The following is an 18,389-nucleotide window of genomic DNA, read 5'->3' as shown; positions in this document are numbered from 1 at the left end:
GTCTTACCTGTTTTTAATGTTCTCCAATTGCTCTGTTATATACTGATAATTTCTTTCTTCAATGGGTTTATCCTCTTTATAGTAAGTCATATGTTTAATCCATTCATGATAACACACGGGGCAAAACCATCTATTTATTACAGCTATATAATAGCCTTCTTCTGGCATCTCCAAGCAATTGTCGCATATCCCTGGACTTCCAACTGCTTGTTGAAGTTCATGACTATCAATTTTAATAACTTTGAATCCTTTTTCGTTTTTTACAATACTTGCCATAACGATCTTATTTATATTTATTTTAAGTTCAACGCTTCATTTTTTTTATCCGTTTTTATATATTTTTCAATCATTCTTTTATAACTTTATCTCCAACCCATAATGCGCAGCCTGTACACGTTTTCCTGTTGCCTTGCGCATCTCACGCACGAACTTTCGCTCATCGCCATTGCCGTCAGACAAATGGATAAGCAAGATGTATGTGGTAAGATGAAGGTCTATCCGTTTTGCTATTTTGATAGCGTTCTGCAAGGACATGTGGCTACGCTTGATACGGTCTTTTAACCGTTCATCTAAATGACTTCTATACAAGATGTAATTGTCATAATTCGCTTCTATCATCCAAAGGTTTATATCCTTGAAATCATAGTTGATGTATTTTATGCCGTCTTCCGTCATTACATCACGAGCGAAAGCGGAGCAGTCGGTAAAGAAACAGATGCGCCCACAGTCCTCATGCTTGATTAAGAAGCCGCAATTAGGACATCGTGTTCCGTCCGTGTTGTAATGGATAAGAGGAAAAGGAAGCACCTCAAATCCACCTTCTCGAAACCACACACCTTCTTTGTATGGCTTGGCAAAAGTTTTGTTGAGATGCCTCTTTTCAATCGTGTCTTCTGAAGCTCTGACCGTAATGCCTAACTCAGCGTATTGGTAGGCATAAGCAGCATGGTCGCCATGCGCATGGCTCACGATAACAGCTACTATCTTTTCCACATTCCAATGAAGAGCCTCTTTTACCTTTTTATCGAAAGGCAATCCAGCTTCAATAATGAGAGCCTCTTCTTCATTTTGTAAAACGTAGCAATTGCCGTTAGAGCCACTACCCACGACCGTCAGTTTCATAGACTTACTACTCTTTAGATTGGACATTTGCGAGAGCCTTGTGCATTCTGCGTATTCTCAAACAAATCATTTGCACCTTTATTCTCACTTTGTGGGGCTTCCTTTATTTCCTCGTAAGAAGCTGAATCCTCAAAGTCATCTTGATGTTCAGTAGCTATCTTTTTTGTTTGTTCTACGTTGTCAGAAGTACTGTTTACGATATCTCGTTCCACATCACCTTTGGGTTGAGCCATAAAAGCCTCATCATCGGTATGCCCATCTTCGGTGCTATCAAGTTCTATCTTGCAAGCCCTTGCGATAACCGTTTTCTTTGCCATTTGGTCTGTAAAATTCAAGTGCGCCCCACTATTTCCACGAGCGGCACCCTGTCCCCATGCCTTGCGTATCATATCCATAGTCATTACTTCAAGGCGAGTTGAGCCGTTTTTATACACAACAACTGCGTATGCACCCACTATTTTGGCATTATCCATGTTTGCCATAGAGGTTTCGTGTTTTACAAGCTGCAGAACACCACGGTCGTCCACCGTGTACACGAAATTATCCTCTTCATATACCACCTGCGCATTGACAGACACAATGTCTGTGTCTCGCTTTGCTCGCATCAGCTTGCCTGTGTATCTTTCCCAAAAAGAAAGCTGATTACCCGTAGGAATGAAGTAGCAATGTTGCATAGGGTGTTCTCCACGCACTACCATGTCTAACAAGCAGTTAGCTATGCTTTCTTTCGTGCAAGTGTCAATAGCTTTCTGCTTATCCCTTGTTTGTACGTTTTGGAGGTAAAGCCATGCCGACTTAAGCGCATTCCCTGCTTCATATCCTTTTGGTAATACAATTTCACCTGCTTTTTGCATAGTAGACACCCGTTGCAGTACCTGTTGAGAGATATTATCCACTGTGCGTGCAAGGGCTGTTTGGTTTTGTGAAAGAGGCTGTGTAGCCACCGATTGTGTTTTGTTTTCTGTTGTCATTTTATTTGTTGTTTTATGTATGAAAAATTTGTGTTATGTCATTTGTTGACCATTGTTATTCTTTTACGACCGTCAATTGCTCATCACGACTTACCACAAGACGAATTTGCTGACAGGAAGTAGGAAGAATGTCGTTGCAACTCTCTGCATTATCAATGATGATGGGCGCATACATGTCGTTGTAAGTATTCATTGCTCGAATTAGGTCAATGCCAGCATTGATTTTCTCGCTGTTGGATAAATCGTTATACGGCACACCGTGCATAGTCAGCACACATGTAGGCTTTGTTGAGCCGTTGAGTAACGTTTCAAACATCTTGAACTTGATGAGCATAAAGAGTTTATTAACCCTTTCCTCCAAGTTTTGAATAGAAGCCAATTCAAGATTAGCAGCCGTATAATCCTTGCGTTCCAAATCCGTCAGTTGCTGATTAAGTTGCTTCATCTGCATGGTAAGCTGTTCAATGCGTTCTTCCCTCTCTGCTATGAGCTTTTCTTTTGAAAGCGATAGGTTGAGTTCATCACGTTGCCGTATCAACTCTTGTTTTTTATCCTTAATCATCTGTGTGGTAGAAGATTCTCCATCCTTACAAATATCATTAAGTTTTGCTTCCTGCTGTTCGATTTGTAGCGACAGGTGTTTCCAATCATCATTATCATGGTAGTCCACCTGTTCCACCTTGTAAGCCTTCAGTTCGTTTTCCTGACCCTGCACGGAAGAGACCTCTGTGGTTAGCATGTCAATTTTCGTTTGCAGTTCGTTCAGCTCCGCTTCGATTCGCTGTTTTGTATCTTTCAGTGCCTTCGCCTCCACATCCAACCTATCCTGCTCAGCCATGTGCCTAACTGTCCACTGCTCATGCGCTTTCTCTTTCAACTCCTCAATGTTTTCAGACGACAGTCGCTGTCCACAATTCGGGCATATTTCTTGGTCTTCATTCCATACGAATGCTTTACTCTCTACCTCTTCCCATTTTTTACGAAATTCATCGGCACGCAATTCTATCTGTTGTAGTTCTTGCTTCTTCATGCGCAATGCGTCAGCTTTCATGTCGCGCGAATATTCCGTGTTTTTCAGCTTTTGCTGTATGGCGTTCAGTGCATTCTCATGTTCTGCACGCTTTGCTCGGTTTTCACTTTCGATTTTATTAACAATCTCCTGTTGTTTATCTTTCAGGGAATTAACGAGTTGTCGTTGCGCAGCTTTTTTTTCGTAGTCTTGCGAGAGTTTAGCCGATGCGTCCTGCAACTGGTCATCATACTTTTTTATATCCTCATCAATTTCGTTCAGTCTTTTACGAATAGCTGCGAAATCAGACACCTCATCAGATAGACCCTGCAAGATTTGTTGATTTTCGGTAATCTTGTTTGGGATACTCTCTATTTCGGTCTTTATACCTTTTATCTGATATGAGAGGTGGCTACGGTACTCCTTCAAATCCTGCCCAACCAACTCATCAACCAATCGCTTAAACTCATCTTTTTGTTTTGCTATTTCAGAGAGAGACATATCTCCCACCATTTTTATGAGCAAGGCGCGCTGTTCTTCCGCCTTCAGGCTTGGGAAATATGCGGGGTTAGTGATGGCGCGAAATAGAGCCTCGTTGCACAAAGCGTTCACCTCCGCCTGGTAATCCTTGATTGTGTATTTGTTACCATTGATGAAACACTCTGTGGTATGTCCTGTTAGTGCATCCTCAAACTGTCCTTTCGGTTTACTCCATATTTCTTTACGCACTTTTCTTAGCACGAGTTTCCTGTTGTCAGCAGAAACAGTCAGCGTAACAATATTCTCCAAATTGTTAATCACATTATTGTTTTCATCTTTCGGATCAATTCCGAACACCGCTTGCCCATCGCTGTTTTTTCCGAATAGCACCCACATAATAGCGTCTGCAGTGGTTGTTTTACCCGTATGGTTGGCTCCGAGAATATTCGTGATATCAGAAGCAAAGTCGAAGGACAATGATTTTACCCCTTTGAAATTCTCAATTTCCAGTTTTTTAAATTTAATGTTCATATTTTTAGTTCTCCGTTATTTGTTTTTGATTACATCTTTCCTGTTGTTTATGTTTCCACTTGTGATTTCATACTGTTGCAACTTCTGCTTTGTGATATAAAGCTCATGCTGGTAATTATCACGTTCGATTCTCGCCTGTCCAATTTTTACAAAGCATACGATGACAGCAATGATAATTGTTACCGTGATTGCATGAATTGGATAGCGTTTAATAGTTTTTACAATGAGATGCAGTAAGTCTGCTAACGACAAAGCGAGGTTTTTTGCCGCACAAAGGAAATACCAACCACTTAGAGCGATATGATTTCCTTCCTCTTCCTGTTTGTTGATGTAAAATGATATAGGTTTCATAATCCGTATTTTTCTATCAATTCGTTGTACTTTTCCTTATAAGAACAAATATTTTGCTCTTCATAGATTTTTGCAATATCTCTGATTCTTGCCTTTGCTGTTCGTTGGCAATGGTTTGCTGCGGCATTACTAAGCCGTGCAACCAGAGTTTGCAGTTGTGTTTCATCAAAAATCATTTACTGTTTCGTTTTGGAAATAATGTTTCATGCACTTAATGGTATATATTCGAGCCTGCGTAGGTGACATATTATACACTCGTAGATTTGCGACCTTTTGGCTTGTGCAGTCTTTTGTGTTAATACACCTAACCCGAATTAGTGTACCATCTTTAGCTTCTGCTTTTCCTGTTGGTTTTCTCTTGTTTGAGAATATACCAAACAAGAATGCTTTAATCTCGTCATCGTCCGTATCTACTACCTTTATCTGCTGGTTGTCTTTCTTTCGGCAAAAGTCCACAAGGTAGTATGGCTTTTCTTCGTCTTTGAGTTTCATAGTTGTTTATTCTCCTATATTAAGGAGACCACTTTCTGCTTTTTTCAACTCAAATTTTTCCGCATCAAGTTTTAGCCGAGAATAGTTATTCATTTGTTTGAGGATAGAAACTGATAACTTTCCTCTCTCAATTTCAATCTCTTGTTTCTCATTCTTTTCAAGAAGGTCTGCCATAAATTGCATCATGTCCTTACCTTCAACCTTTTGATCTAATTGCTGCATATTACTTACATTTTTTATTATTATATTATTACTATGTATCACGCTGTTATCACCTACATTTACAGTGCATTAACACCGATGCCATTACAGCAGCCCCTTCGGTGGATAGCTGTATATCACCTACATTTATAGTGCATTAACACCATGTTTCGTGTATCTGTCTGATATACAGAATTGTAAGTGATTTCACGAGTGAATAATCCTCGTGTTAAGGGTGTACAGCCACCCCGAATATCATTTTTTATTTTTCAACTTTCAGTGTTATTCCCGACATTTTACACTTGTAACCAATTTTCTCTTTCAGGCCGTAGTAAGACCAATTACGCAGCACGAATGGTTCTCCGTTCTGATTATCCTCTTTCGCTTTTTCCTCTCTGTGGATTTGGTTCATCAAAACGATAGTACCGCATCTGTGCTTGATGGCTAAATCTACCAGCATACGAGAATAAGTATGAAGTTTGGTGTCCACATAGTTATTCTCCTTGTCATGCCATCTGTCTATGGCTTGACACTTCTTCTTTCTTCCTTTGCCACCAGCAGAGTATTTGTTATTGATTTGACAGCGTTTAACTGCTTCTTGTATCTGCCTTCTTCTGTAGTTAAACTCATCCTTAGTGCCTATCTCAAATGTCTTAAAACCGTTATCACACTCTTTGTATGCTTTCACATCGGTAGTGCATACGATAGGATTCATAACACCCAAGAAAGCGAATAGTTGCTTATTTTTATCAACCTTGACTTCTTGTTTTGGTATATCCACGCAAAGGAGCAGAAACACCTTATTCTTGTCGAATTTCAGAGATGATGTACACATCTTATACTCACCACTGATTACTCTTTCTACAATCAATCTATTACCGCTCCTGTCCCGACCAAGCTTGCACTGAAACAGAACACCAATCAAAGTGAAGAAACATCCGTTGTGCGTTTTACCATCTTTGTCTTGATAGTCAGCAAAGCGAAGATTGAGAAACCTATCCGCCTTAAATGGTATCGGCATATTTGATTTGTATGAGCGCAGTGAGCGCTTCCACATACCTTGCTTGCGGTCGTCTTGGTACATTTTCTGTGCGTTCTGCAATATACTTGATACCATACCCATATCTATCTTTCCTTTAAATTTCTCACTTGCTGCAACGTATGGAGCATTTTGCTTGGTTGCTTTCTGACCCTTACATCCGAGATATTCCAAATTTTCCCTATTTTCTTCTGATAGATAAGGAGTAGTATTATCCAATATAAATAAATGTGAAACACCCATATTTGCAACTTGAACGGCTATATTTCTGTTGTCGTAAAGTTTATCGTAGTACGACCTACGCAAGTCTTTGTCGTCCTCGCACACAAAGACTTCAATCTTTCTTGTAATGACCATATTTAAGTAGATGTTTATTTTTTTTATTGCGCTCACTGTATTTACGACACAAATCAGTATGCTATACACTAATCGGTCGGAAGATACTGGTGAAGAAAGCGCTGTATGTACCACACAAATTAGTATGCTATACACTCCAAACCGATTCGGATGGTTTGCCAGTTCGCTGTATGTACCACACAAATTAGTATGCTATACACTATGTTTATTATAACTACTTGCATAACAAATTGTTAGGATACTTACCGAGTGGTAAAATTTCCCTCAGCTTAAAGCGGTACAGCCCGCTCGAATTATTTTTTTTGAACCCACTCCCAATTCGATTGTAGCACCATATTTCAGTGCAGAGTGAGCTTGGTGTTGATAGACCGCTATGAAGCAGGAATCGAACCCGCAACTCATTACCACAACCTCCACCAACGAGCCGAGTTGAACGGCATACTCCTTATCCCATATCTATATTCAATATTATATAGGTATAGGATTATATTGCTCTATGCCGTAGCGACCACGAACCCCAAGCTCATGTTCTTATCAGTCTATAAAATAATTGAGGATTTTCTGACTTTTGGCATATAATTCAAAATTCAAATAAATAGCCGCCTATTCAGTCCACTATGAGGTTACGGCATTTCTGCTACCCATAGCACCTTTCAGCTTAACTGTGCCAAATAGTCAAATAACGCTTTGTAATTAGATTACGAGCGCAAAGATAATAGATAATCTAATTATAGCAATGATTTTCTAAGAAATAATTTTGATATTAACACTATATAACTATTATGCGGTAAGATTATCCTATATATAATTATGTTTAGAGATGACATTCTGTTAATATATATTATTTTCTAATATTTTCGTTGCATTATCTTTGTTCGTGTTAGATTATTTTCTATTTTTGCAGACATATTAAAAGATAACAACTCATTAATTATATCATATAACAATGAAAAGGCGGTGTTTTAACATGCCGAGAAGACTGACTGACAGTAGAAGATTCAGTAAGGACGAGAAAGAAGTTCTTGCTGCATGGCTCGGTATGAAGTTCGCCTTTGCCAATTCTATATTATACGATTTCAGTACGAAGACCCTCATGCAGTTTTATCATATTAGCTTTACGACTGCCAAGAAGTTGGAAGTTAATATGCGTAAGGATGAGGAGTTGTTTCATTTTGCTGACAAGAAACACCGTTTGTTTGCCAAATCTTGTAAAGACAAGGTAGGACATGAGCCACGCAGGAATTACAAGACGAAGTATTACGCAGATGATGTTTTCACAATAGAGGTACCGCAGTGTTATCTTTCCGAAAAGAGAGAAGACAGGCGCACCTTACCACTTGCCAAATTAGTTCGTTTAATCGAGGAAGCACTTGTACGCAAGGAATACGATGATGATTCTGAGTATAAGTCAACAGAGGGCGGTCGAAAGATTGACAACCTATCTTGTGGAACTCGCACTATCACGCAGGAAAGCGTAGCAAGGAAAACTGGGTTGAGCAGAATTAAGGTAAACAGGATATTGAAAGATCTTGTAGAGAGAGGTATCTTTTCGAGAACAGAAATGCGGATAGAGCGATGCAAGGCAGGTGAGCCACACTCATTCAAAGCCATCAATAAAAAAACGAGAATGCCCTATTACGCCAAGTGTGTGCCAGTGACATATACAAAGCTGAATGATGATGGAGTGCGGTTCAGATATGTGATTTGGAATCATGCAAAACGAGTTTGCACAAAATTCGTGATGTCTGCTCGAAAGATGGTAGAAGAGATAAAGAAAACGATGCCACACCTTTCAGAAACAGAACTTCAATTCAAAGTCATGGTAAATAATTATTATCAGTTGCATGAAATTTATGATTAATTATTTTTTTGCGCCATTTTCCAAATGAACACTATATATAAAGGGCTTACTATATTCTATAGTATATAGATAAGAGAGAAAAAGAAAGAAAGAAAAAGATAGAGAAAACATCAAAAAAAAACTTTCTTATTATAAAATTTGCCGCAAAAAAAAACAAAAATGCCGATTTTGACACATGTTTAAACGGATGTTGCAACAGTTCTTTCACAATCCCTATTGGAATAAATCATCTTAAAAGATGAGATACCAATGCATGAAAACAAATCTGTGTGTCTATGTAAGTATTTCATGAAAGCGCAAAAAAAATGGTGGAGCGACAACCTAAAAAGCATAAAAATACGAAATAATCATCTATGTAGCTTAATAAATATACAAATCATGGAAAATTCAGAAAAGCTAACTGCCGTCATGCAGTTTCTCCGAGAGAACAATATCAAGTATGTATTGAATGGTAAAGGTGAGGGACATTGCAACCTGTGGGTGCCAGTTCACCGCATAGCCATTAAGATGACAGGCGAGGATGATGCCTTGTTTTATGACACGCATCGCAGAACCTGTTTTCCCGTGTTCATCAGAATGGAGGAAACAGCGGAGTTCGTGATAGAAAAGGTACAGAACACCATCGTAAAGTCAATGAAAAAAGTGCAGGAGCAATTACTTCTTAATCAGGAAAAGGCAGAGCGTAAAAAGAAGACTGAAGAAAGAATATCAAAACGAAGAGCGAAGAAAGAAATGTTGCTCAAGAAAAAGGCAGAAAGCAGGTCAAGCCGCATTTTGATAAAGAAATCTTATGATAAAGATGATATGGTAATTAAACCAAAGAGAAAGCGGATAAGAGTGAGGGTCAGTCATGATTAAACACTAATTCATGAAAAAAGTATTTGAGTGTTATTCGGACGGACTTTTTACATAAAAAAAAGAAATCGGCAGAGCAAGAGGGCGGGAACTCTACCGATTTTCTTTTAGAGTGCTAACAATTCGATTAAAGTCCTTGTCGGCACTTTTGTATTTGCAAAGATAGTGCGTTTTGTTAATCAACAAAACAGATTACACTAAAATCTTTATTATTAGAAAGCATTTTTTAGATTATCGAATGCCTTATTAACCGTCTTGTCTACAATTTTTGCGTAAATAGCCGTAGTTTTTATGTCCTTATGTCCTAAGAACTCTTTGACCACCTCGATACGGACGTTGTTATTCAGGCAGATGACAGCAAACGTATGACGCCCAACGTGGCTGCTACACCTTGTTTCTATGCCAGCCCTATATTGTATGGCTTGCAGATTTCTATTATATACCTGCATACATTGCACTGGTAATTTGTAGTCATATTTTTTTAGAATATCCATAGCAGGAGGAAGCAACGTGATGTTATATTTGTTCCCTGTTTTGACACGTTCCTCTTTGACACGATAGGCACCGTCCACAAACTTTGCCATTTCTTCAAAATTGAAATGAGCCATGTCCGTATATGCCAAACCTGTATAGCATTGGAACAAGAAGCAATCCCTGGCTTTGATAAGTGGTATTTCTTTCAGCTCCACGGACTTAAATTTGTTTAACTCATCAATTGATAGGTATTTACGGTCGGTACATTCACATCTCTTAAAATGTAGAACATCGTAAGGATTGTTTTGTATATATCCGAAGATCTTTGCCTCACGGATGTAGATTTTCAGCACTTTGTGATAGTTGTATATGGACTTTGTCTTAATAGCATTCTTCGTTGACAAATCATTCCACAATAAAATGTTTCGCTGATTAACATCAGAGAACTCCTTTATCTTTCCCCACCTTTTTAGAATGTTATATACGGACAGATGTCCCTTTCGTGTACCTTCCGATATTTGTCTTTCATAAATACGTTGATACATGAATGTAAGGAAAGCATCCTTTTGCAATGCGCACCCATTGTTCTCCATGTATTCTCTCAGACCATCAAGCGCGAATGGCTCCCTGTTCTCAAGTTTAGAGTTGATGTAGTCATCAATTGAGTTGCGAATGGTGTCAATGCGCTCATTATATTCCTTCTGATGTCCACAGTTGCAGATACGATTATTTCTGAACTGATTTATCTTAACCTTTATTCCTGTATTATAGAAATTTCTTTTTCCTTGGTAAGATACTTCAATGTAGACAGCTGCTGTATTTGTTCTTGATGCAGTATTATGTCTATTAAAAACGACTCTTGTACTTGGTATTGTTTTCATATCACTTTATCATTATTTTTACAACCTCAAAACAGCAAAATGGTACGAGCAGTGGTACGAATTTGGTACGGATTATGTACCAAAATGTTCCTTTTTGTGCCTTTTTGCTCCTTTTTTGTAAAGTGATATTACGCTATCCTAATAGCAGATAAAACATTGAATACCAATTAGTTATGAATTTGGTTTTCGTTGTTTTTTGTTGTTCTCAAGTGATTCCGTTGGGGTTCGAACCCAAGACCCACAGCTTAGAAGGCTGTTGCTCTAATCCAACTGAGCTACGGAACCGATAATCGACTGCAAAAGTAATCATTTTGATTGAGAGTAAGGCGATGAAACGGCTTGTTTCAGTAGAAGTTAGCATTTTTTAACAAACACAGTTGGTCATTTGATGGCGAACCTCACACTACTCTCAATCTGCTGCTACTCAAAAAGTTCGTTCATTATTTTTGTCCTATAAAATGACAATAAAACGGTTATGAATAATTGCTGATCTAGAAAAAATCGATAGGCAGATGGTATGCAAACATGCCATATCTTGGTTAGAAAAACCGAATTTTCAGCTTAAACGATGCAAAAATAGCCTGACTTAGCACCATATTGGCGGTCAATCTTCATGATCTAAGCTGCCAAAAGCATGGAGATTGGAGGCATAGAGCATTGCTTTTGCGGCCGAGATGAACTTCAGAAGGAGCAAAGATGCTTATCAATAACTGCAAATCATTCATTATCAACCAACTACAAATCACTCTCATTTTGGCCGTATTTCGAATCAATGGAAGGTTGATTCATCAATAAGCGAAATATAAGCGGGCTGTTGTCAAGATAAATTCATCATCAAGCACCTGCTTACCAAAGGGTTCAATGCCATTATAGCAGGCATGAGAAACGCCTTATTGAGAAATGACAACGGCCTCTCCTACTCGTCATTCAATGCGTTCGAGCATCTTTAATCCATTGAGCGTGCAAATGCCACGGATGAATAATAAAATGATGTTACGAAAGACTATCTGTAGGCCATGTTCCTTATACAGTTGACTGGTCATGGCAAAACGTACGGCTTCACGCGCTACTTCCACAACGATGTGATAATTAGTGTCTGGCCTAAAGAAGCCCTCTTTTACGCCTCTGTCAATAAAGTTATACGCATCTTCATCTCGTTTCTTATGCTTGTTCTCAAGATAAGCTTGCACACGCTTGTACTTTTGTACTTCATCAAAATATAGCGGAGAAATCTCTGACAAACGATGGGCCTGGCAATTGTAGAATTCAATCAATATATCCATGACATGATGGTTGTCCTGTTCACTGAAATTCTTCATGTGCTCATCAAATTCTTGCTCGGCAGCTTTCATGCCTTCCAGCAGCAGTTCCTCCTTGTTGCTGTATATCTCGTACACCGTGCGCTTGGATATGGATAATCTCCTGGCTATGTCATCCATCTTGACCGCCCTGATGCCCTTCTCGAAAAATTCGCTCATGTCTGCTTTCAATATACGCTCACGCAACTCTTGTCGATAAGGCGTTTGACCGATCACTCTATTCATTCCTTTTACCATAACGGCGCAAAGATACAAAAAAGCATAAAAACTTGTTATTCTTTAATGGTTTTTTCTTAACTTTGTTCCGTTATCAACTAATAAAACGTTTAATCATTGGGAGAGACAGCTGGGTAGATTTTTATTAAATTCATGCCCTTTTCGCCCTCCATTTAGTACTATAATCCAATGTTAAAAATTACCAAAGAAGCAGCTCTTGCTTACCATGAGGGGGAACGTCCCGGCAAAATTGAAGTAAAACCGACCAAACCATACAGAACACAAACAGACCTGAGCTTGGCCTATTCACCAGGCGTGGCCTATCCGTGTCTTGAGATTCAGAACAATGAAAATGACGCTTACAAATATACCAACAAGGGAAACTTGGTCGCAGTGATCTCCAACGGCACGGCAGTGCTGGGCTTGGGGGACATTGGTGCCATGAGTGGTAAGCCCGTGATGGAAGGCAAAGGCTTGCTGTTCAAGATATATGGCGGCATTGACGTATTCGACATCGAGGTAAACGAGAAAGACCCCGTGAAGTTTTGTGAGACCGTTGAAAGGATTGCACCGTCGTTTGGCGGCATCAATCTGGAAGACATCAAAGCACCGGAATGTTTCTACATAGAGGAAAGGCTGAAGAAAAATCTCGACATCCCCGTGATGCACGACGACCAACATGGCACGGCCATCATATCAGCGGCGGGTCTGAAGAACGCTTTAGAGGTTGCCGGCAAAGACATTAAGAAAGCCAAATTGGTTATCAATGGCGCAGGAGCCGCTGCCATCAGCTGTACCAAATTGTATGTAGCTTTGGGGGTAAAGAAAGAAAATATCCTGATGCTGGATTCGCACGGAGTGATTACAACAGACCGTACCGACCTGAACCCAGAAAAAGCGATATTCGCTACCAACCGGAAGGACGTACACACTTTGGAGGAAGCCCTTAAGGATGCCGACGTCTTTGTGGGTTTGTCAAGAGGCAATATTCTATCCAAAGACATGATTCGTTCGATGGCTTCCAATCCTATCGTGTTCGCATTGGCCAATCCCGTGCCTGAAATTAGCTACGAAGATGCCCTTGACAGTCGGCCAGACGTCATCATGTCGACCGGTCGCAGCGACTACCCCAATCAGATTAATAATGTTATCGGCTTCCCATACATCTTCCGTGGTGCGCTGGATGTACATGCCAAGGCTATCAATGAGGAAATGAAGATGGCCGCCGTACATGCCATAGCCGACCTGGCCAAACAACCCATTCCGGATGTGGTCAATGAAGTTTACCACATCAACGACTTGAGTTTTGGTCCCAAGTATTTCATTCCAAAGCCCATAGACCCACGCCTCATCACAGCAGTAAGTGCGGCTGTTGCCAAAGCAGCCGTAGAGAGTGGTGTGGCCAGGACACCTATCAAGAACTGGGATAAGTACAAGGAGAATTTGAAGCAGTTGCTCGGACAGGAGTCTAAGTTTACGAGAACGCTGCATGCCACAGCCGCTCGGCATCCGCAGCGCATTGTGTTCGCAGAAGGAGGCCACCCCACCATGATGAAAGCTGCCGTGCAGGCGAAGCAAGAAGGCATTTGCTTTCCTATTCTGTTGGGAAACCCTGACAGGCTTAACCGACTGGCTAACAGACTGAAACTTGACCTCACGGGAATCAAAATCATAGACATGCGCGCAGATAAGGAACAAGGAAAGCGCGCGAAGTTTGCTAAACACCTGTCAGAAAAGCTTGAACGACAAGGGTATACCTTCGAAGAAGCGTACGACAAGATGTACGAGCGCAACTATTTTGGCATGTCAATGGTTGAAAATGGTGATGCAGATGGCTTCATCACAGGACTCTACACAAAATACTCGAACACCATCAAGGTGGCCAAAGAAGTGATAGGCATTCGTCCTGGATACAAAACTTTTGCCACCATGCACATCCTTGATACCAAAAAAGGCATCTACTACATCTCTGACACCTTGATTAACAGGCACCCAGACGAGAATGTGCTGTATGACATTGCGCGCCTCAGTGCTGACGCTGTAAGATTCTTCAATGACAAGCCAGTCATGGCGATGATTAGCTATTCCAACTTTGGAACAGACACGATTGGAAGTCCACAAAAGGTTCATGCGGCCGTAGAAAAAATGCAACAAGAGTTCCCTGACTTGGCTGTAGATGGCGAAATGCAGGTTAATTTTGCCATGGACAAAAAATTACGGGACGACAAATATCCATTCACTCGCTTGAAGGGTAAGAACGTCAACACGCTGATTTTCTCAAACATGAGCAGTGCTAACGGCAGTTATAAATTGCTGCAAGCCCTCAATTCGGATGCAGAAATCATTGGTCCGATACAAATGGGATTGAAAAAACCAATCCATTTTACCGACTTTGAATGTTCTGTGCGCGACATTGTAAACATCACTGCCGTAGCTGCCATCGATGCATACGTGGAGAAAATCAAGAATTCAAAAAAATAAATTCAACTATAAAAGTGCCAACAACGCAGTTTATGCTGTTTGTTGGCATTTGCATTTTGTATATCAACCCATTGCTACATGATTACATTTCCATGTGCCAAAATCAATTTAGGCCTTAACGTAGTAGGCGTTCGGCCAGATGGTTACCACGACATAGAAACCGTGTTCTTCCCCATTCCGTTGCACGACACGCTTGAAATAACACGCATGGACGAACAGTTTCCGTCCGATAATCCGTGCGATTTGAAGATAACAGGAAGGGCAGTCGATGTTCACGAAGATAACAATCTCGTCATCCAGGCTTACCATTTGCTGGCAAAAGACTTCCCACTACCGCGTATTCACGCTCATCTTTATAAGGAAATCCCCTCACAAGCGGGCTTAGGAGGCGGCTCGAGTGATGCTGCTTTCATGATCAGGCTGCTCAATGAGCAATTCAAACTCAATCTTACCACCGCTGACATGGAGCAATATGCGGCCCAATTGGGTGCCGATTGCGCCTTCTTCATCACCGCTAAGCCTTCGTTTGCAACGGGAATAGGTGCCCAACTCGTGCCGACTGAGTTACCAAAAAGAAATCTTAATGGGTGTTATCTCGCACTGATTAAGCCCGATATAGCCGTTTCAACCAAAGATGCTTATGCCAAAATTGAGGTGAAACAACCTGCCAAATGCTGTCGTGACATCATCAGTCAGCCCATAGAAACGTGGAAAAACGAACTGATGAATGACTTTGAAATACCCGTATTCAAGTTGTATCCGAAGTTGAAGCACATCAAAGAGCAGCTCTACCAGCAAGGAGCTGTGTATGCAGCCATGAGTGGAAGCGGCAGTACCATCTATGGTATTTTCAAAAAAGAACCACAAGGAATTAGCCAGTTGTTCGGCGATTGTTTTACAGCTGTACTTCCATTATAGGTAATGAGAGTTGACTGGAGTGAAACGTCTGCTCACAATTGATGCATAAACTGTTCAGCTGTATGCAGCGTTTCTTGCTTGCCAACATCCATCAACCTGAGGTTTGACTCTACATGTCCAATGATGGGAACCTGATTGCACACGCTTAAATAGAAATCAATCACGCCAAAACGGTCAGGAAAAGCATCCATCCATGGAAACAACTGTGGTGAAAAGGTGTGAATACCAGCGAAGGCAAGCTTCTTGTACTGTGCCACATTCAAGTTTGGATAGGGCGAACGAAACTCGCCAGTGTTCACGTTCGTCCAACCAACCAAGCGCATATCGTCGTCAAAAAGCAAGTAACGATTGGTGTTACGCTCGCTGACCAGCAAGGTTGCCGCTGCCTCCTTATGCGCGAAATAAAAGCGTTGAAGGTTGATATTGCTTAGTATATCAACGTTATGAATCAATATTCTGGTGTCCCCAAACAAGCGCTTTGCAGCCTTAATACCACCTCCCGTATCGAGCAACTGGGTGGTTTCGTCGCTGATAAGGATATCTAAACCAAAATAATGATTTGTCTCTAAGTATTGAATAATTTGCTCTGAGAAATGATGCACATTGACAATAATACGACTAAAACCCGCATCTTTTAACTTGAATATCACCTGTTTGAGCAAAGGTTCTCCCCCAACTTCCACCAAAGCCTTTGGCACATGGTCGGTCAGCGGTTTGAGTCGGGTTCCCAATCCAGCTGCTAAAATCATTGCTTGCATCATATCTTTATCTTCATTCATCATTACTTATCTCTCTCACTCAACGCTGTCAAAACCAGCAGGTATTTAACTTGTCGTCCTAAAAAAAGCTACTTTGCCTCCAACGTTTTCTCTATTTTCTGTTCACGGTGGTTGATTCTAACCTCTATTCCGAACTTATCATGAATGTGTTCTGCCAAATGTTGCGCGCAATATACGCTGCGGTGCTGTCCGCCTGTGCAGCCAAATGAGAATATCAAACTGGTAAATCCCCGCTCAATGTATCGTGCCACGTGACGATCGGCCAGTTGGTAAACATTATCAAGGAAGACGAGTATCTCGCCATCATCTTCCAAGAAACGAATCACAGGCTCATCCAAACCCGTCAAATTCTTATAAGGTTCGTATCGTCCGGGGTTGTGAGTTGACCGACAATCAAACACATATCCGCCCCCATTTCCTGTGGGATCTTCGGGAATACCTTTGTGATAAGAAAAACTGTTCACACGAACAATCAGCTCACCTCTATCATCATATTTCGAAAAAGTGGCGGGTCCATCCACCGGATTGGCCTTAAATATATTGTTATCCGTAATCTTGAAGCCATCAGTTCTCTTCACTTTTCTCTCCTCTTTGTTGGCAAATTGAGGCAACTCCGTCATCTCTTTGAGGATGCCCATCATGTATGGATAGGGAAAAACATGCTCGCCAAGCTTAATAAGCTCACGAAGATTCTGCATGGCTGCTGGAATAGATTGAATAAAATGTTTCTTCCGTTCGAAATATCCACGAAAGCCGTATGCGCCCAAGACCTGTAACGTGCGAAACAACACAAAGAGATTCAATCGCTCTACGAAGTGTCTACTCGACGGAACTTCCGTATATTGTTTCAAAGACTCATAATAAGCGGACACCAAATCACGACGTAATTTAAAAGGATATTTAGCTGATGCCTGCCATAGGAAAGACGCTAAGTCATAATAGTATGGCCCTTTTCTGCCTCCTTGGTAGTCAATAAAATAGGGATTACCATCGTTGTCAAGCATCACATTGCGTGCTTGAAAATCTCGATACAGGAAACATTCCGCTGGTTCTGCCGTCAAATCCTTGGCAAACATACGAAAGTTGGCCTCTAACATCAGCTCGTGGAAATCGATTCCTGTCGCTTTCAGAAAGCAATACTTGAAGTAGTTCAGGTCAAACAACACGCTTTCTACATTGAATTCGGGTTGTGGATAACATTGCTGAAAGTCGAGTCCAACGGCTCCCCTAACTTGCATTTCGGGTAATGCTTGAAGCGTTTTGGTCAACAGCTGCTTTTCTTTTTGCGTGTATCTGCCGCCAGCATCACGGGCACTTTTCAGCATATCAAACAACGAAGTATGTCCCAAATCGGTCTGAAGATACCTCAGTTCATCGTCACTAACAGCCAAAATCTGAGGAACCGGAAGCTGTTTGACCGTAAAATGCTCCGTGAGATAAATGAACGCATGATTTTCATCACGACTGGTACCTATCACTGCGATCACCGATTGGCCTGATTTGTTGCCGAAACGATAATAAACACGATTGCTGCCAGCCCCTTCCAACTTCTCTATAGTGGAAGGTTTCTCACCCGCCCATTGTGCATAAAGTTCTATAAGTTTCTCCATATATTTCAATTCTTCTCCCCTTTGCACCACGGGTTTACAGCACATTGAACCGTAACACGCTCGTTGATGAAAGGTGATATAGACAGAATGACAAGACAAAATTAAGCATTTTTTAGTGAAAAAACGGATGAACGGGCAGGAAAAGAAAAATATATCCTCTCCCAAGAACAGCCAAAGGGATGTGGAAAGGTCTACCTAAAAAAAGAATCGGATGTCATCCCGACATCCGATTTAAAAAAACAAACTACTTAAAAACTAATCTACTAAAACAAATCAAAAATATCTTATCTACTTAACACTTTAATCAATATTTTCGTATTTAGGTTGCAAAGATATATGTTTTGGTTTTGATTTCAAAATTTTTTGATATAAAAAAACGCATTTTTTATACAATATGCATAAAATAAGAGGGTGTGCCTACAAATAGACACACCCTCTCGTT

The 18,389-nt window shown here is 40.7% G+C and carries 17 protein-coding genes and 1 tRNA gene; 4 read left to right on the top strand and 14 right to left on the bottom strand.

Annotation, left to right across the window (positions count from 1 at the left end; all coding sequences use genetic code 11):
- Window positions 1–3: 3 nt before the first annotated feature.
- From NQ518_RS00730 to NQ518_RS00690, 9 genes are all read right to left on the bottom strand, one after another.
- The gene (locus NQ518_RS00730) at window positions 4–276 is read right to left on the bottom strand and encodes a demethylase (RefSeq protein WP_227961283.1); all 273 of its coding nucleotides are present in this window, start codon (window positions 274–276) and stop codon (window positions 4–6) included.
- Window positions 277–354: 78 nt separating this feature from the next.
- A complete protein-coding gene (locus NQ518_RS00725) occupies window positions 355–1,122 on the bottom strand; it encodes an MBL fold metallo-hydrolase (RefSeq protein ID WP_260107747.1) in 768 nt (255 codons plus the stop codon).
- A gap of 14 nt (window positions 1,123–1,136) precedes the next feature.
- The gene (locus NQ518_RS00720) at window positions 1,137–2,093 is read right to left on the bottom strand and encodes a RecT family recombinase (protein WP_227961287.1); all 957 of its coding nucleotides are present in this window, start codon (window positions 2,091–2,093) and stop codon (window positions 1,137–1,139) included.
- 55 nt (window positions 2,094–2,148) lie between these two features.
- Window positions 2,149–4,113 carry an AAA family ATPase gene (locus NQ518_RS00715; protein WP_227961289.1) on the bottom strand — a complete coding sequence of 655 codons (1,965 nt, stop codon included), beginning with the start codon at window positions 4,111–4,113 and terminating at the stop codon, window positions 2,149–2,151.
- Window positions 4,114–4,128: 15 nt separating this feature from the next.
- A complete protein-coding gene (locus NQ518_RS00710; RefSeq protein WP_227961291.1) occupies window positions 4,129–4,464 on the bottom strand; it encodes a hypothetical protein in 336 nt (111 codons plus the stop codon).
- Window positions 4,461–4,640 carry a hypothetical protein gene (locus tag NQ518_RS00705; RefSeq protein WP_227961292.1) on the bottom strand — a complete coding sequence of 60 codons (180 nt, stop codon included), beginning with the start codon at window positions 4,638–4,640 and terminating at the stop codon, window positions 4,461–4,463. Before NQ518_RS00705 ends, NQ518_RS00710 begins: the two co-directional genes overlap by 4 nt.
- Window positions 4,630–4,956, bottom strand: a complete 327-nt coding sequence (locus NQ518_RS00700) for a hypothetical protein (protein ID WP_227961294.1) — start codon at window positions 4,954–4,956, stop codon at window positions 4,630–4,632. The genes NQ518_RS00705 and NQ518_RS00700 overlap by 11 nt, the downstream gene beginning before the upstream one ends.
- Before the next feature lie 6 nt (window positions 4,957–4,962).
- Entirely contained in the window at window positions 4,963–5,178 is a 216-nt protein-coding gene (locus NQ518_RS00695) for a hypothetical protein (protein ID WP_227961296.1), read from the bottom strand.
- 241 nt (window positions 5,179–5,419) lie between these two features.
- Window positions 5,420–6,553, bottom strand: a complete 1,134-nt coding sequence (locus NQ518_RS00690; protein ID WP_227961298.1) for a hypothetical protein — start codon at window positions 6,551–6,553, stop codon at window positions 5,420–5,422.
- Between the two features lie 967 nt (window positions 6,554–7,520).
- Here NQ518_RS00690 and NQ518_RS00685 point away from each other — a divergent pair.
- Both NQ518_RS00685 and NQ518_RS00680 read left to right on the top strand, forming a co-directional pair.
- On the top strand, window positions 7,521–8,414 hold the full coding sequence (locus NQ518_RS00685) for a winged helix-turn-helix transcriptional regulator (RefSeq protein ID WP_227961299.1): 894 nt from the start codon (window positions 7,521–7,523) through the stop codon (window positions 8,412–8,414).
- A gap of 378 nt (window positions 8,415–8,792) precedes the next feature.
- The gene (locus NQ518_RS00680; RefSeq protein WP_227961301.1) at window positions 8,793–9,272 is read left to right on the top strand and encodes a hypothetical protein; all 480 of its coding nucleotides are present in this window, start codon (window positions 8,793–8,795) and stop codon (window positions 9,270–9,272) included.
- Window positions 9,273–9,481: 209 nt separating this feature from the next.
- Here NQ518_RS00680 and NQ518_RS00675 read toward each other — a convergent pair whose 3' ends face one another.
- The 3 genes from NQ518_RS00675 to NQ518_RS00665 form a co-directional block, all read right to left on the bottom strand.
- Complete coding sequence (locus NQ518_RS00675) at window positions 9,482–10,624, bottom strand: site-specific integrase (protein WP_227961303.1); 1,143 nt, start codon at window positions 10,622–10,624, stop codon at window positions 9,482–9,484.
- A 210-nt stretch (window positions 10,625–10,834) separates the two neighbouring features.
- Window positions 10,835–10,909, bottom strand: a tRNA-Arg gene (locus NQ518_RS00670).
- 638 nt (window positions 10,910–11,547) lie between these two features.
- Window positions 11,548–12,168 carry a TetR/AcrR family transcriptional regulator gene (locus NQ518_RS00665; protein WP_227961305.1) on the bottom strand — a complete coding sequence of 207 codons (621 nt, stop codon included), beginning with the start codon at window positions 12,166–12,168 and terminating at the stop codon, window positions 11,548–11,550.
- A 180-nt stretch (window positions 12,169–12,348) separates the two neighbouring features.
- Between NQ518_RS00665 and NQ518_RS00660 the strand changes: the two genes are divergently transcribed.
- Window positions 12,349–14,640: an NADP-dependent malic enzyme gene (locus NQ518_RS00660; RefSeq protein ID WP_227961306.1), complete on the top strand. Its 2,292-nt coding sequence runs from the start codon at window positions 12,349–12,351 to the stop codon at window positions 14,638–14,640.
- 78 nt (window positions 14,641–14,718) lie between these two features.
- Complete coding sequence (gene ispE, locus NQ518_RS00655; RefSeq protein WP_227961307.1) at window positions 14,719–15,558, top strand: 4-(cytidine 5'-diphospho)-2-C-methyl-D-erythritol kinase; 840 nt, start codon at window positions 14,719–14,721, stop codon at window positions 15,556–15,558.
- Window positions 15,559–15,590: 32 nt separating this feature from the next.
- Here ispE and NQ518_RS00650 read toward each other — a convergent pair whose 3' ends face one another.
- Both NQ518_RS00650 and NQ518_RS00645 read right to left on the bottom strand, forming a co-directional pair.
- Window positions 15,591–16,319: a sugar phosphate nucleotidyltransferase gene (locus tag NQ518_RS00650; protein WP_227962464.1), complete on the bottom strand. Its 729-nt coding sequence runs from the start codon at window positions 16,317–16,319 to the stop codon at window positions 15,591–15,593.
- A gap of 86 nt (window positions 16,320–16,405) precedes the next feature.
- Window positions 16,406–17,947, bottom strand: a complete 1,542-nt coding sequence (locus tag NQ518_RS00645) for a RapZ C-terminal domain-containing protein (RefSeq protein ID WP_227961308.1) — start codon at window positions 17,945–17,947, stop codon at window positions 16,406–16,408.
- Window positions 17,948–18,389 lie beyond the last annotated feature (442 nt).

The sequence above is a fragment of the Hoylesella buccalis ATCC 35310 genome (genome assembly GCF_025151385.1).
Taxonomy (GTDB): Bacteria; Bacteroidota; Bacteroidia; order Bacteroidales; family Bacteroidaceae; genus Prevotella; species Prevotella buccalis.
This window is presented reverse-complemented; position numbering and strand designations above follow the sequence as displayed.

Coding starts and splice junctions, on each gene's coding strand:
- NQ518_RS00690 (WP_227961298.1), bottom strand. CDS start 6,553: ATGGTCATTACAAGAAAGATTGAAGTCTTTGTGTGCGAGGACGACAAA.
- ispE (WP_227961307.1), top strand. CDS start 14,719: ATGATTACATTTCCATGTGCCAAAATCAATTTAGGCCTTAACGTAGTA.
- NQ518_RS00645 (WP_227961308.1), bottom strand. CDS start 17,947: ATGGAGAAACTTATAGAACTTTATGCACAATGGGCGGGTGAGAAACCT.
- NQ518_RS00675 (WP_227961303.1), bottom strand. CDS start 10,624: ATGAAAACAATACCAAGTACAAGAGTCGTTTTTAATAGACATAATACT.
- NQ518_RS00665 (WP_227961305.1), bottom strand. CDS start 12,168: ATGAATAGAGTGATCGGTCAAACGCCTTATCGACAAGAGTTGCGTGAG.
- NQ518_RS00650 (WP_227962464.1), bottom strand. CDS start 16,319: ATGATGCAAGCAATGATTTTAGCAGCTGGATTGGGAACCCGACTCAAA.
- NQ518_RS00685 (WP_227961299.1), top strand. CDS start 7,521: ATGCCGAGAAGACTGACTGACAGTAGAAGATTCAGTAAGGACGAGAAA.
- NQ518_RS00715 (WP_227961289.1), bottom strand. CDS start 4,113: ATGAACATTAAATTTAAAAAACTGGAAATTGAGAATTTCAAAGGGGTA.
- NQ518_RS00710 (WP_227961291.1), bottom strand. CDS start 4,464: ATGAAACCTATATCATTTTACATCAACAAACAGGAAGAGGAAGGAAAT.
- NQ518_RS00725 (WP_260107747.1), bottom strand. CDS start 1,122: ATGAAACTGACGGTCGTGGGTAGTGGCTCTAACGGCAATTGCTACGTT.
- NQ518_RS00730 (WP_227961283.1), bottom strand. CDS start 276: ATGGCAAGTATTGTAAAAAACGAAAAAGGATTCAAAGTTATTAAAATT.
- NQ518_RS00720 (WP_227961287.1), bottom strand. CDS start 2,093: ATGACAACAGAAAACAAAACACAATCGGTGGCTACACAGCCTCTTTCA.
- NQ518_RS00705 (WP_227961292.1), bottom strand. CDS start 4,640: ATGATTTTTGATGAAACACAACTGCAAACTCTGGTTGCACGGCTTAGT.
- NQ518_RS00680 (WP_227961301.1), top strand. CDS start 8,793: ATGGAAAATTCAGAAAAGCTAACTGCCGTCATGCAGTTTCTCCGAGAG.
- NQ518_RS00695 (WP_227961296.1), bottom strand. CDS start 5,178: ATGCAGCAATTAGATCAAAAGGTTGAAGGTAAGGACATGATGCAATTT.
- NQ518_RS00660 (WP_227961306.1), top strand. CDS start 12,349: ATGTTAAAAATTACCAAAGAAGCAGCTCTTGCTTACCATGAGGGGGAA.
- NQ518_RS00700 (WP_227961294.1), bottom strand. CDS start 4,956: ATGAAACTCAAAGACGAAGAAAAGCCATACTACCTTGTGGACTTTTGC.